The organism is Phyllobacterium sp. MT110, assembly GCF_058792715.1.
In genome coordinates, this window is record NZ_JBXAFE010000006.1 from 234,857 (window position 1) to 248,384 (window position 13,528).

Consider the following 13,528-nt stretch of genomic DNA (forward strand, 5'->3'; position numbering starts at 1 on the left):
CAACCGTAGGGACACTGGAATGAATTCAATGCGTCGCGGTGTGCTTGCGTTTTTGGGTGGCCTCATGATGGGCAAGCCTTCTCTCAGCACGGCGTCCAGCAAGCTTCCGGCATACGCTGCATCGCGTTCCAGCTACACGCCGCGCCATGTGCTTTGTTTTCTTGGCGGCGAGCATGGCCTTCCAGCCCTGGTCGAAAATGCCCGCGCCGCCATAGAGAAACTGGCGGATGGTTTTACCACCGATGAAGATGGCTCCCGGAATGAACCTGATGACCGGATGGAGCGATCGTTCAACGTATGCTGGGATCGTGTCGATCCCGAGGCCTATCAGGACACTGACGAAAAAGCCGTCGCCGGGCACGGGTCTGTCCTCTACGTGCTCGGCCCGTCGATGACGGCGGAAACAACCGTAACGACATCCGCAAAAGCCTTGCAGCTTGTGCAATACATGCTTGATCACGGGGCCATTGCCGTAAAGGGTGAAAGCGCAGGGGTCGCCCATGGCGTGCGACGATGGAAGGAACTGGCTGAACAGGCCCGCAGCGCATCGGCATCCGGTGATGTCATGGCACTCGCAAGAACCTGCCGTCTGGCCTTTGCGCGCCGGCCCATCGGTGACGACGTCGATGGCATGGCCAGCGTCGGGTTCCATTTGGTTGGGTTGCCCGATGTCCTGGTAACCACCGTTCGTCCGGCAGATCAACGGCCGTCAACCAACGCCGAGCAGCTCAAGATTGCGGCTCTGATCGACGATATCGCCGACGAAATGACCCGGGATGGCGTTGAAACCGCCGTAACGGATCGTCGTGCCGCTCTATCCAGCGACACCCGCTACGAGGAAGACGAGTACAAATTCAATCCGTTCGGGGTTGTGCATATTCAAGTGAACAAGCTTTAGCGAAGCGATATTTGTGAGCCGCCATCGGCACGACCTGATTACCTTCGCCCGGTTGACGGGACATGAGCCTACATCTTTAACGGGAAATTCTTTGCCGGACTGATTGACTTATCACGTGTGCAGGATGACAATTTCAGCCAGGAGGGGGTTTCATGAAATATTGTGTCCTTCTTATCGGCTTTTCAGTCGCTGTCCTTTCCGCTGGCGGAGCGCACTCCCAGGAGGGAAACGCCACGGCGGGTGCAGCCGTTTTCAAAAAATGCGGCATCTGCCATGTGGCGGAAACAGATACGAACAAAGTGGGGCCTTCGTTGAATGGTCTGTTCGGCAGAACAGCCGGAACGCATGCAGGCTTCAGTTATTCACCCTCGATGACGGATGCAGGCAAGGCTGGTCTTGTGTGGAATGAGAGTTCGCTGCGAGACTATCTGCATGACCCCAAGGCCAAGGTAAAAGGCACGAAAATGGCCTTCCCCGGATTGAAGGACGATGGCGATATCTCCAATCTGATCGCCTATCTGAAACAGTTTTCCAAGTAATTCTTCCTCCCGTTGAGAATGAACGGGTATCAATATCTGGTGAACACTTGAGGAAACACAGCTCATGCGCGCGTCTTTTCTGGCCTGATTGCCTGTCTTATCCGTTCATGAGATAATAGATTTGTCTTTCCCAAGATGCGACCCATGTCCACACCCAGTAAAGGCCGGGAGGGCGGAAAATGGCAGTCGTGGTAATTCTGATCGTCATAGCCGTCGGCTCGGTATTGTTTCACCTGCTGAGCCCATGGTGGTGGACGCCTATAGCGTCGAACTGGGACTATATCGACAACACCATTATCATAACGTTCTGGATCACCGGGGTCGTTTTCGTCGCCGTGGTTCTGTTCATCGCATTTTGCGTCTACCGTTTCCGGCACAATCCCGGCAAACGCGCCGCATATGAGCCGGAAAACAGGATACTGGAGTTCTGGCTGGCTACCGTGACTGCCATTGGTGTCGCTGCGATGCTGGCGCCGGGCCTGTTTGTCTGGAATCAATTCATTACGGTCCCGAACGATGCCACGGAAGTTGAAGTGGTTGGGCAGCAGTGGTTGTGGAGCTTTCGACTTCCGGGAAAAGATGGGCGGCTGGGAACTTCCGAGACCAGCGATGTCAGTTCGGATAACCCTTTGGGGATCAATAAGAAGGACCCCGCGAGCCTTGATGATATCATCATACAAGGCGGTGAATTGCATCTGCCCGTCGGCAAACCCGTCAAGATGTTGCTGCGCTCCCTCGATGTGGTGCACGATTTTTACGTCCCCGAGTTCCGGGCCAAGATGGATATGATCCCAGGATCAGTCAGCTATTACTGGTTTATCCCGACACGAACGGGAACTTTTGAGGTTCTTTGCGCAGAACTCTGCGGCGTTGGTCACCCGCAGATGCGCGGGACAGTCGTCGTTGACACCGAGGCAGACTATCAGGCGTGGCTGCAGCAGCAGCAGACTTTTTCCCAGATGATGGCATCGGCAGGAGACGTGCAGACGGCAAAATGAGAATGGTCGCCCTGCGGGAGAAGGGGCATTAGAGGTCGGGAGTACAGGGAATGGTCAATATTCCAGCTGGTATCGATGACACGGTTCCGTTAGCGGAAGTCGCCGATGTCGAACTTTACCACCCGAAGAGCTGGTGGACGACCTATGTCTTCAGTCAGGACGCCAAGGTCATCGCCATCCAGTACTCCATAACCGCCATATCGATCGGTTTCGTGGCCCTGGTCCTGTCATGGCTCATGCGGATACAACTCGCCTTTCCCGGCGCGCTTTCCTTCATCGATGCGGAACACTACTACCAGTTCATCACGATGCACGGCATGATCATGGTGATCTATCTCTTGACCGCATTGTTTCTCGGCGGCTTCGGCAATTACCTCATCCCGCTGATGCTGGGTGCCCGGGACATGGTGTTCCCCTATGCAAACATGTTGAGCTACTGGCTTTATCTGCTCGCTGTGCTCGTGCTTGTGGCTGGCTTCTTTGTGCCCGGCGGGCCGACGGGCGCGGGGTGGACGCTTTATCCGCCCCAATCCATTCTTTCCGGCACCCCCGGAGGGAAAGACTGGGGCATCATCCTGATGCTGACCTCGCTCATCCTCTTCATCATTGGCTTCACGATGGGCGGGCTGAATTATGTGGTCACGGTCTTGCAGGGGCGCGCAAGAGGCATGACCCTGATGCGCATGCCTCTGACAATCTGGGGCATATTCACCGCGACCGTGATGGCCTTGCTGGCGTTTCCGGCCCTCTTCGTTGCCTCGGTCATGATGTTGTTCGACCGGGTTCTTGGAACCAGCTTCTTCATGCCGGCCATCGTCGAAATGGGTGAGCATCTGAAAAATGGCGGCGGCAGTCCCATCCTCTTCCAGCACCTGTTCTGGTTTTTCGGTCACCCGGAAGTCTACATCGTCGCTCTGCCGGCCTTCGGCATCGTATCGGACCTCATCAGCACGCATGCGCGCAAGAATATATTCGGCTACCGCATGATGGTGTGGGCAATCGTGGGGATCGGCGCGCTCAGTTTCGTGGTTTGGGCACACCACATGTATGTCAGCGGGATGAACCCCAAATTCGGGTTCTTCTTCGCCACGACCACGCTGATTATTGCCGTGCCCACCGCTATCAAGGTCTATAACTGGGTGCTTACTTTATGGCGGGGTGACATCCATCTGACCCTGCCAATGCTGTTCGCTCTCGGGTTCATGGTCACATTCGTCAATGGCGGGCTGACAGGACTTTTTCTTGGCAATGTCGTCGTCGATGTTCCACTGGCCAAGACGCTGTTTGTCGTTGCGCATTTTCACATGGTCATGGGCGTTGCCCCCATTATGGTGGTCTTCGGGGCGATCTATCATTGGTATCCCAAGGTCACCGGCCGAATGCTCGACGAAACACTGGGCAGAGTGCACTTTTTTGTCACCTTCCTTGGGGCCTACGCCATCTTCTTTCCCATGCATTATCTCGGACTGCTGGGCGTGCCACGCCGCTATTCCGAATTGGGCGATACGGCATTCATTCCGCCATCCGTGCAGGCCCTGAATGAATTCATCACGATCATGGCGCTGATCGTCGGGGCAGCACAGATCCTCTTCCTGTTCAACCTGGCCTGGAGCGTGCGCAGGGGCAAGGAGGCTGGCGGCAATCCCTGGCGGGCAACGACGCTCGAATGGCAGACGCCGCAGACACCGCCGGCCCATGGCAATTGGGGCAAGGAACTGCCCGTGGTCTACCGCTGGGCCTATGATTACAGCGTTCCAGGCGCAGCCCAGGATTTCATTCCGCAGAACCAGCCCAATGGCGACCGAATTTCCAGGGAGCCCGCATCGTGAGCACCATTCTGGTTTTCCTGGCCGGCCTCGCCGTCATCATCACGTGGTGGATGGCGCAGCAGCGCCTGACGTCCAAACCTTGGCTTGAAGTCAATGCAACCAGTGATATTCCCGCATGGACCAGGTCTGCCATCGCCACCGAGAAAATCGGTCTGGGCGTATTCCTGGCTGTCGTCGGTGCCTTGTTCACTCTGTTCATCAGCGCTTACTTCATGCGGATGGGACTGCAGGATTGGTGGGCTATTCCGCTTCCGCGGATACTTTGGCTCAACACGGGCATACTGGTGATAAGCAGCGTCGCACTGCAACGGGCCAAGGCTGAAGCCGCACGCAGCAACGACAGTGCCTTGAGGCTTGCCCTTGTGACGGCTCTTGCCGCCACCACCGGATTCCTGATCGGACAGTTGTTCGCATGGAAGGAGCTCGTCACCGCCGGCTACGTCATAGCAGACAATCCCGCGAACAGTTTTTTCTACCTGATTACCGGAATGCATGGCCTGCATATTCTTGGCGGACTCTTCGTGCTCAGCCGTACGACGTCCCGGGTATGGCAGGGCGCTCCGCTCCCCAAGGTGCGGCTGAGCATCGAGCTATGCACCATGTACTGGCATTTCATGCTGGTGGTGTGGCTGGTTCTGTTTGCCCTGTTTGCCGGTTGGGCCAATGATTTCATCGCCATCTGCCGCCAAGTGCTCAACTAGGACGTTTGACCATGTCTCAATCCGCACAAGCAAAACCCGAGATCGCCCTTCCCCGGCCTGCGGGCCTGCGCGGCTTCGCATCTGACTGGGCCTCCGATCAGCGCGCGTTTAAAAACGTCTCCTGGGGCAAGGCCATGATGTGGATCTTTCTGCTCAGCGACACGTTCATCTTCGGGTGTTTTCTGGTCGCCTACATGACGGCACGGGTGTCCACCGCCATTGCCTGGCCAAACCCCAGCACGGTCTTCGCGCTCAATATCGGCGGCAAGGAAATCCCGCTGATCCTGATCGCCATCATGACCTTTGTCCTCATCAGCAGTTCAGGGACAATGGCTATGGCCGTCAATTATGGTTATCGACGTGATCGCCGCAAAGCTGCGATCCTCATGCTGATCACAGCATTGTTCGGTGCGATCTTCGTCGGCATGCAGGCTTTCGAATGGACCAAACTGATCACCGAGGGCGTCCGCCCATGGGGGAATCCGTGGGGCGCGGCGCAGTTCGGGTCGACGTTTTTCATGATCACCGGCTTTCACGGCACACACGTCAGCATCGGCGTCATTTTCCTTATCATCATCGCGCGCAAGGTCTGGCGGGGCGATTTTGATACGGAAAGACGCGGCTTTTTCACGAGCCGCAAAGGCAATTACGAGATCGTCGAAATCATGGGCCTGTACTGGCACTTCGTCGATCTCGTCTGGGTTTTCATCTTCGCATTTTTCTATTTGTGGTGAGGATCATGGAACAACCGGTGACACATTCGCAAACACAGGTGCTGACGCACACCGACCATCAACAGCATCCCATCAAGCTTTATCTCGTCGTCTGGGGATTGCTGTTTTTTCTGAGCGTCTGTTCCTACATGGTCGACTATCTCGGGTTCCAGCACTACCTGCGCTGGGGCCTGATCCTGCTCTTCATGATTTTGAAAGCCGGGTTGATCGTCGCCATCTTCATGCATATGGCATGGGAAAGACTGGCCCTCGTCTATGCCGTGATAGTTCCACCGATACTGGTGCTTGTCTTTGTCGCCCTGATGACATCGGAAGCGCATTACACCTTGTTCACACGCATGACGTTCTTTGGCATTGCGCAATAGAACACGGTTTGCGTGGGTGCATCGCGCTTCACGATGCCGCGAGAAAACTTACCGGCGGACCGGACGTTTCTTCGCCTCTGCAAGGATGGGCTGGGGTTCCACCACCTTGCGGTAGAGGTGCCAGGTGGCATGGCCGAGCACCGGTATAATGATCGCCAGACCAACAAAGAGCGTCAAAAAGCCGACCACCAGCAGGGCCGCAACGATCAATCCCCACGATGCCATCGTCACCGGATTGGCAGCGACTGCCTTTATCGAGGTCACAATAGCGGCGAATGCGCCGACATCCCGGTCAAGCAGGAGCGGGAACGTCACGACGCTCGTGCACAGCACAACCACGGCAAAGACAAAACCGATCGCATTGCCAAGAAGGATCATTCGCTGGCCTTCCGGCGTGTTGAAAACCTGATCGAGGAATGCGCGCATGGAGACCGGTGCTTCGGAACCGAAAAGGCTGGTGTAGAGAGATTGCGCCGTCAGCAGCCAGGCGATGAAAATTGCAAACAGCATGACGCCGACGGCAATGATGGACGGAATGGCCGGCGAATGCCGAACCTCAAATGCGTGACGCCAGGACGTATCGAGATTGAGTTCGCGCCTGCGGCTGATCTCGTAGAGACCCAAAGCGGCAAGGGGACCGATCAGCGCAAAGCCGGACATCAGCGGAAAGACAAGCGGTAATGTGTTGGCGCCCGAGGACCACCGCATAAGGACCACACCGACAATCGGATAGATCAGGCAGAGAAAAACATAATGGGATGGTTTGTCCCAAAAATCATCCAACCCCTCGCGGAGAGCCGCAACGATATCGGATACGCCAATTCGGCGAACATGGGGGTAGACAGGGACCTCGTTTGCACCAGCAATCACATGAAATTGCGCCATGACCAGTTCTCCCAATTCAGTTATGGGCGGCAACGATATACCGATAAGCCTGGCATTGGCGGGGCTACCGGATCGAACCTGAACCCTCGTTCAATATACGCCCATCAACCTCGTTTTGCCAGAGTCCGATCTTTACCCGGTCCGGCCACGACAGATGAAAGACGCGGATAACCGGGGCGCCTGGGACGCCCCGGTTATCCGGCGAACGTGGATGCTTACTTGGCGGCGGCTGCCTGTTCGATGAGAGCAGCGACGGCTTCAGGCTTGGAAACATAGACGGCATGGCTGCCGGCCGTTTCGACAACGGTGGCATTCGCGCGCTTGGCCATCATGCGCTGGGCCGGCGGCGGGATCATGTGATCGTCCGAGGCAACCAGGTAGAAGCTCGGCTTGCTCTTCCAGGCCGGTTCGGTCACGGCACCGGCCAGGGCTTCGACACCCCAGGGAACCTGCGAGTCAGCCATGAATGCAGCCGTTCCCGCATCGACATCGGCAGCGAAGGCGGCGGCAAACTTGGCTTTGTCAAGGAACAGGTAGCCATCAACGGGCGGTAGGATCGGCGGCACGGGAGCGCCAGCAGGCGGATTGGCGATCAGGGACGAGACGGATTCGCCTTTGTCGGGTGCAAACGCTGCGATATAAACGACGGCCTTCACCTTTTCATCCGTACCGGCTTCGCTGACAACGACGCCGCCATAGGAATGGCCGACCAGGATTACGGGACCGTCCTGTTGCGCGATGACCCGCTTGGTCACGGCCACGTCATCGGCCAGCGAGGCGGTCGGATTCTGCACGATGCTGACGGTGTAGCCATCCTTTTTCAGGATGTTGTAGACGCCCTGCCAACCGGAGCCATCGACGAAGCCGCCGTGGACAAGGACGATGTTCTTGGCACCGGCGGGTGCAGCGTGAACGGGGTTCAAAGTGGTTGCGGCCATGGCGAGGGTGGCGGCTGCGGTCAGGATCTTGCTCATGTGCGTATCTCCTTTTGTTTGGTTCGCAATAATCATTATCGCGATAATTAATACATAATCGACAATCCAAACCTTGTAAAGCATTTTCTTTATCGCGATATCATTATTGTGATAAAGGTTATAAACACCGTCGAATCAAGGAGACCACAATGGACAACGCACCCACCCTGCCGCTTGACAGCCAGCTCTGCTTTTCAATCTATTCGGCGTCGATCGCCATCCACCGGGTCTACAAGCCGATGCTCGATGAGCTTGGGGTTACCTATACGCAGTATCTTGTCCTGAGCACCCTGTGGGAACAGGACGGCCTGACCATCAGCGCCATTGGCGATCGGCTGGCGCTGGAGCCAAGCACGATCACGCCCGCCGTCAAGCGGCTGGAAAGCGCCGGCTTTCTCGCACGACGCCGTAGCGTTATCGATGAGCGTCAGGTTGAGGTGCATCTCAGCCCGAAAGGCACTGAGCTTCACGCCAGGACAGGTTGCCTCACGGAGACGCTGTTGCGCCGCTCCGGCTTCACCATACCGGAGATGATCGATCTCAACCGCAAGGTCCAGTTGTTGCGCGACGGAATGACAAAGGCATCGGTCTAATGGCCGCATTTGTTGAACGGGAGTGGCTGGATTGTCCGCAAGTTGATCAACCCGGTTGACGCCGGTAATGCCACAGACACTGCGGCACCACCGGGCATCCGCCGATTCTACAACGAGAGTTCACGCCGCAACGCTTCGAGCCATTCCATCGCAGTCACTCCGTCGTGAATCGTCGGAGCGGGTGTCGAAGCGCCGCCAAGCGCCGATACGACGTCGGCGAGGAGTGAGTGATAGCCTTTCGGATCCTCGTTCGCCGCTGCGGTGAAATTTGGCTTCCATGTCAGCGTATCCAGATCGTCGGCGAGCGTCGCATGGGGATCATCGACCTTGAACGGGGGATTGCGGTTCCAGCGCACCTCGATCACGTCATCCACCTCCAGCCGCTGATGATCACTCATCAGTTCGATGCGTTCGACCGGTGTGCCACGCGACTGGATCGTCCCCATCGCAATATTGCCGATGGCTCCGCATTCAAACTCGAAACCCACATGAAAGAGTACCCTGCCCGGCGTCTTTTCCACCTTCCGGGCGGAAATCGTCCGTATCGGCGACACGAAGAACGATACAAGATCCATGTAGTGCACACAGTGGTGCAAGAAGAAGCCGGTGTAGTCGACATTCCCGGTGAAATAGCCCGGGGCTGTCATGTAATACCCCGTAAGGCCGAGTACAGGCCCGAAACGTCCGGACTGGATGATGTTGTGGGCAATCTTGTTGCCGACTGAATAGCGCTTCATGAAGCCGACCAGCAGCGGCTTTCCGGAGCGTTCGGACGCTGCACGCAATTCACGCGCGCCCTGCGCCGCGCCTGAGGGCGGCTTTTCCATGAACACAGGCAATCCTCGCTCGAGAGCCATTTTGCCGAAGTGCAGGTGCTGCTCAGGGCCCACAGCCATGCCGACGGCATCGATGCCGGGTGTGCGGATCAACTCCTCGGCATCGCTGGTCAGGCGGGACACGCCGAATTGCCGCCCTGCATCCGCCAGGCGTTTGCCGTCGATATCGCACAGTGCAACGATCTCGACATCGTGGCGAACAAGTTGTGGAAGAAGCATCTGGGTTGCGTGAATACCGCAACCGATCCAGCCGATTTTCAATGTCATCGCCGATATTCCGTTAGTGTGAGGTGGGATTTGATAAAGGCTGCACTCGCCGCCAGACGCTCGCTTTCATCCTCATGGGGCGGGCGCCACTGCGCGAAAGGAACGCCGAAACGGTCGTCATTGCGCCGGAACGGTTCCAACGACACCGGCCCGTTATAACCGATCTCGTGCAGCGCCCGACCGACGGAAACCCAGTCTGTCGATCCGGTCCCCGGAAACCCGCGATGGTTTTCGTTCGCCTGGAAATGCACGAGGTGTGCTCCGCCCAGCCGGATGGCTTCGGCAATCGAGGCTTCTTCCATATGCATATGGAAGGTATCGAGCATCAGCTTGATGGCTGGATGATCGACCGCTTCAAGAAGTTCGATGGCTTGTTGTGTCGTGCACAGCACATCGCTTTCAAACCGGTTGAGCGGTTCAATCGCAAGCAGGACACCTGCGCTTGCAGCATGGTTGCCTGCTTCCACCAGACCTTTGACACAGCGCTCCTTGCGCGCCAGGCGCTCATCTTCCGGCACGGGCAGAGGAGCGCGTCCGGCAAAGACCAGCGGATTGCCTGTCAACGGCCCGCCGACCACGCGCGCACCGAGCGCTGCCGCGCAGTCCGCCGTGTAGCGCAGATAATCGATCCCGGCGCGATGCGCATTCTGATCGTCTGACGAGAGGTTGCGCTGAAGATTGACGCGCGCCGCGAGCACGACATCGAGTCCTGCATCGTCCAGCGCACGCCTAGCCTCGGCAAGATCGATTTCGCCCGGTTCCGGTACCAGCAGTTCGACGAAGTCGAAGCCGAGGTCGCGCATCTTCTTGAACAGGGGAAAATGCGCGGCGGTAAACGGCCTTGCATATTGCATGGAGATCAATCCGATGGGATTCATCATAGGTCCTCTTTGATAAGCATGGGTCATCCCTTCACCGCACCTTGGGTAAGGCCACCGATGAGACGGCGTTGGACGAGAAGGAAAAGGAGGGTGGCAGGCAGCGCACCGACAACGCCACCCGCGGCAAGCAAACCCCACTCGATCTGGTACTCGCCGATCAGGGTCTGGATCGCTACGGTAACCGGCCGGACATTGCGGCCTCCCAGCGTCAAGGCATAGAGGTACTCGTTCCAGGCGGTGATGAAGATGTAGATACCGGTCGAAATGATGCCGGGCATCGCCAGGGGCAGAACGATGCGCCGCAGGGCCTGCAGCCGCGAACAGCCATCAATCATGGCCGCCTCGTCAAGGCTGCGCGGAATGGCGCCGACATAGCTGGTCAGCATCCAGACGGCGAAGGGAATGGCAACCGTCGAATTGGCAAGGATCAGCCCGATATGGGTATCGAGGATGCCGATCTTCCGCATGAGGACGAAGAGCGGCAGGATCAGGAGCACGATCGGGAACATGTTGACCAGCAGGAACTGCAGCATGATCAGCTTGCGTCCGGCAAACCGGAAGCGCGACAGTGCATAGGCTGCGGTAACCGAAACGACGAGCCCGAGGACAACGGTGCCGCCGGCGATGATTAGGCTGTCCAGCATGTTGTGAAGAAACGAGGTTTGCCGGAGAAGCCGGGCATAATTGTCGATGCTCCATCCTGATGGTGACAAGGATACACCGGACGCGGACAGCTGCGCGGTCGGCGTGAGCGAGGTGAGGATCATCCAGACGAATGGCCCTATGGCGAGAAGGATGATCAGGACAACAGGAATGTCGGTTGTGAGAATGCGCCGGAGTGTCGAGGGCTTGTTCATCTTTCCACCTCGCGCAGCGTGCGGACGATGTAGACCGCAACGATCGCCCCGAGCAGAAGTGTGAAGGTCACGGCGATCGCGGTCCCGTAACCGAAGTCGAGATTTTGACGCGCCTTGATGAAGGCGTAGAGCGGCAGCGTGTGCGTTGCATAGCCCGGGCCGCCGCCGGTCATTACAAAAATCACGTCCATGGAATTGGCAACCCAGATAATGCGCAGCAATCCTGCGGTTGCCAGCACGGGCGCAATTCCCGGCAGCGTTATATGGACGAACTGCCGCCAAGGGCTAGCGCCGTCGATAGAGGCGGCTTCATACTGACTTTGCGGAATGCCTTGCAGGCCAGCCAGGATCATCACTGCGAAAAATGGAAAACCCTGCCAGGTCAGCGTCGCGATTACCGCATAGAGCGCGAGGTGGGGATCGGCGAGCCAGGGCACCGTCGAATGAATGATGGAGAGATAAAGCAGGATATCGTTGAGCACCCCTGTGGTCGGGTCATAAATCCAGCGCCACATCAAAGCGATGACCACACTTGGCAATGCCCAGGGAATGATGACCAGCGCCCGCGCCAGGCCGCGCCAGGGAAATTCCCGGTTGAGCAGAAGTGCCGTGACAAGACCAAGCCCCATCTGCAACGGAACCGTCAGGCCGATCCAGATTGCCGTGTGGCCCAGCGACGTCCAGAACACAGGATCACGCAGAAGCTTGACATAGTTGCCAAAGCCAACGAAGCGATTGGCGTTCGGCTTCCACAGGATGACATCATAGAAGCTGGTGACAACCGCCTGGACCATCGGAAAAAATACGATGAACAATGTCACCAGCACAGCAGGCGCCAGCAAAGCATAGGGCATCAGCCTGCTGCGGAGCGGGCGCGCCTGCGTGAAATCGTCCGGTGCGGATGGTGCGAGCGTGGACATGGGCTGACTTTCTGGCGGTGCCAATGACGGGAACCTGCACGCGCTATTGCGCGAACAGATTCTCGAGTTGCTCCATCATCTGCTGCGAGGTGATCTGGCCGGTCAGCGCCTGCTGCATTGACGTCTGCCATGCGGTGTTGACGAACTCTGCCGTGGCGGTGCTCTGCGGCAAGACGTGTGCAAAGGGCAAGGACTGGACCGTGGCGTCAACAAACCGGCGTTCGTGCAGAGTCCAATGTTCCGCTCCGCTCTTGGTCACGGTCATCTGCCCGGTTGCCTTGTTGAAGGCCACATTGTTTTCAGCTTCCGCCAGGAAGGAAATCCACTTCCACGCAGCGTCCTTCACCTGTGACGACGAAAAGATCGCCAGCGATTCGTCGCCATAGGAGGTCCACTGCTTGCCGCCGCATTTGGGGACGGGAACTGCGGAGACCTTGTCGCCGAGCGCTTTGACCAGGTCATTCGACGAGCCGATATGGTGAATGGTCATGGCTGTCTTGCCGGCCTTGAATGCCGCGACAATTTCCTGGAAGCCGTCATTGGGGGCCGATGGCGGGATGACTTTGTCCTTTTGGAACAGATCGATCAACCACTGGTTGGCGGCAATAGCCGCTGGCGTGGTCAAACCGCCCGGCTTGAGTTCCGCTCCTTGCGAAAAGACAAATGCTCCCCACTGATCCCAGCCGCCCTTGCCGCCACGCAGGCCAAAGCCATAGGTGTCAGGTGCCTTGGTCAGCTTTTGCGCTGCCGTGCGAAACTCCTCGCAGGTGGCGGGTGGATTGAGGTTCGCGTCCTTGAACAGATCGGCACGATAATAGAGATAAAGCACGACATACTGGATCGGCAGATAATATTGCTGCCCGTCCGGCCCCTTGTTCAACTCCAGCAGATTGTCCAGCAGGTCGGCTTTGCCTGGCCACGCATTGATACGGTCGCCGAGTGGCTCGAGTGCACCCATTTCCGCCAGTCTTGGCTGCGCGAAAAGCTTGACCATTCCGGCGTCCGGCGCGTTGCCGCCGACCAGCGACGTGTAGAGATTATCGTAATAACTGTTCCATGGAACGTTCTCAGCGTCGATCTTGATATCCGGGTTCTTGGCCTGGAATTTTGCCACAAGTTCCGACATCGGATTTTCCGGATTGTCGAAATGATACCAGAATCGTACCGTTTCAGCCGCGTTGGCAGTACTGATCGCCAAGCCGGTCAGGAATGCGCAGCTGATACCCAGCTTCTTGAGAATGCTCATTGTTT

The 13,528-nt window shown here is 57.4% G+C and carries 15 protein-coding genes; 8 read left to right on the forward strand and 7 right to left on the reverse strand.

Going from position 1 to position 13,528, the window contains the following annotated elements; all coding sequences use genetic code 11:
- Positions 1 to 19: 19 nt before the first annotated feature.
- The 7 genes from AC1Q5O_RS22815 (at position 20) to AC1Q5O_RS22845 (ending at position 6,064) form a co-directional block, all read left to right on the forward strand.
- The gene (locus AC1Q5O_RS22815; RefSeq protein WP_492566147.1) at positions 20 to 898 is read left to right on the forward strand and encodes a hypothetical protein; all 879 of its coding nucleotides are present in this window, start codon (positions 20 to 22) and stop codon (positions 896 to 898) included.
- A gap of 152 nt (positions 899 to 1,050) precedes the next feature.
- Positions 1,051 to 1,437 carry a c-type cytochrome gene (locus tag AC1Q5O_RS22820; protein WP_464663687.1) on the forward strand — a complete coding sequence of 129 codons (387 nt, stop codon included), beginning with the start codon at positions 1,051 to 1,053 and terminating at the stop codon, positions 1,435 to 1,437.
- A 179-nt stretch (positions 1,438 to 1,616) separates the two neighbouring features.
- The gene (locus tag AC1Q5O_RS22825; protein WP_492566150.1) at positions 1,617 to 2,435 is read left to right on the forward strand and encodes a cytochrome c oxidase subunit II; all 819 of its coding nucleotides are present in this window, start codon (positions 1,617 to 1,619) and stop codon (positions 2,433 to 2,435) included.
- A 50-nt stretch (positions 2,436 to 2,485) separates the two neighbouring features.
- Positions 2,486 to 4,264: a cytochrome c oxidase subunit I gene (gene ctaD, locus AC1Q5O_RS22830; protein ID WP_464663683.1), complete on the forward strand. Its 1,779-nt coding sequence runs from the start codon at positions 2,486 to 2,488 to the stop codon at positions 4,262 to 4,264.
- Complete coding sequence (locus tag AC1Q5O_RS22835; protein WP_492566152.1) at positions 4,261 to 4,965, forward strand: cytochrome c oxidase subunit 3; 705 nt, start codon at positions 4,261 to 4,263, stop codon at positions 4,963 to 4,965. The genes ctaD and AC1Q5O_RS22835 overlap by 4 nt, the downstream gene beginning before the upstream one ends.
- A gap of 11 nt (positions 4,966 to 4,976) precedes the next feature.
- Complete coding sequence (locus AC1Q5O_RS22840; RefSeq protein WP_464663679.1) at positions 4,977 to 5,699, forward strand: heme-copper oxidase subunit III family protein; 723 nt, start codon at positions 4,977 to 4,979, stop codon at positions 5,697 to 5,699.
- A 5-nt stretch (positions 5,700 to 5,704) separates the two neighbouring features.
- Positions 5,705 to 6,064, forward strand: a complete 360-nt coding sequence (locus AC1Q5O_RS22845) for a cytochrome C oxidase subunit IV family protein (RefSeq protein WP_492566153.1) — start codon at positions 5,705 to 5,707, stop codon at positions 6,062 to 6,064.
- A 48-nt stretch (positions 6,065 to 6,112) separates the two neighbouring features.
- Here the strand turns inward: AC1Q5O_RS22845 and AC1Q5O_RS22850 are convergent, their stop codons facing one another.
- Together AC1Q5O_RS22850 and AC1Q5O_RS22855 are read right to left on the reverse strand one after the other, a co-directional pair.
- Complete coding sequence (locus AC1Q5O_RS22850; RefSeq protein WP_492566154.1) at positions 6,113 to 6,949, reverse strand: DUF2189 domain-containing protein; 837 nt, start codon at positions 6,947 to 6,949, stop codon at positions 6,113 to 6,115.
- Positions 6,950 to 7,164: 215 nt separating this feature from the next.
- On the reverse strand, positions 7,165 to 7,923 hold the full coding sequence (locus tag AC1Q5O_RS22855; protein WP_492566156.1) for an alpha/beta fold hydrolase: 759 nt from the start codon (positions 7,921 to 7,923) through the stop codon (positions 7,165 to 7,167).
- Between the two features lie 149 nt (positions 7,924 to 8,072).
- Here AC1Q5O_RS22855 and AC1Q5O_RS22860 point away from each other — a divergent pair, with 149 nt between their 5' ends.
- Positions 8,073 to 8,516 carry a MarR family winged helix-turn-helix transcriptional regulator gene (locus AC1Q5O_RS22860; RefSeq protein WP_492566157.1) on the forward strand — a complete coding sequence of 148 codons (444 nt, stop codon included), beginning with the start codon at positions 8,073 to 8,075 and terminating at the stop codon, positions 8,514 to 8,516.
- 107 nt (positions 8,517 to 8,623) lie between these two features.
- On the opposite strand, the gene AC1Q5O_RS22865 is transcribed toward AC1Q5O_RS22860, so the two are convergent.
- From AC1Q5O_RS22865 to AC1Q5O_RS22885, 5 genes are read right to left on the reverse strand one after another with little or no spacing between them, the layout of a single operon-like run.
- On the reverse strand, positions 8,624 to 9,619 hold the full coding sequence (locus tag AC1Q5O_RS22865; protein WP_492566159.1) for a Gfo/Idh/MocA family protein: 996 nt from the start codon (positions 9,617 to 9,619) through the stop codon (positions 8,624 to 8,626).
- On the reverse strand, positions 9,616 to 10,497 hold the full coding sequence (locus AC1Q5O_RS22870) for a sugar phosphate isomerase/epimerase family protein (RefSeq protein WP_308526335.1): 882 nt from the start codon (positions 10,495 to 10,497) through the stop codon (positions 9,616 to 9,618). Before AC1Q5O_RS22870 ends, AC1Q5O_RS22865 begins: the two co-directional genes overlap by 4 nt.
- Positions 10,498 to 10,523: 26 nt before the next feature.
- Positions 10,524 to 11,357 (reverse strand): carbohydrate ABC transporter permease, encoded by an 834-nt coding sequence (locus tag AC1Q5O_RS22875; RefSeq protein WP_223614397.1) that lies wholly within the window; start codon positions 11,355 to 11,357, stop codon positions 10,524 to 10,526.
- The gene (locus AC1Q5O_RS22880) at positions 11,354 to 12,277 is read right to left on the reverse strand and encodes a carbohydrate ABC transporter permease (RefSeq protein ID WP_472460354.1); all 924 of its coding nucleotides are present in this window, start codon (positions 12,275 to 12,277) and stop codon (positions 11,354 to 11,356) included. The genes AC1Q5O_RS22875 and AC1Q5O_RS22880 overlap by 4 nt, the downstream gene beginning before the upstream one ends.
- A 43-nt stretch (positions 12,278 to 12,320) precedes the next feature.
- On the reverse strand, positions 12,321 to 13,523 hold the full coding sequence (locus AC1Q5O_RS22885) for an ABC transporter substrate-binding protein (protein ID WP_492566162.1): 1,203 nt from the start codon (positions 13,521 to 13,523) through the stop codon (positions 12,321 to 12,323).
- Between the last annotated feature and the right edge of the window lie 5 nt (positions 13,524 to 13,528).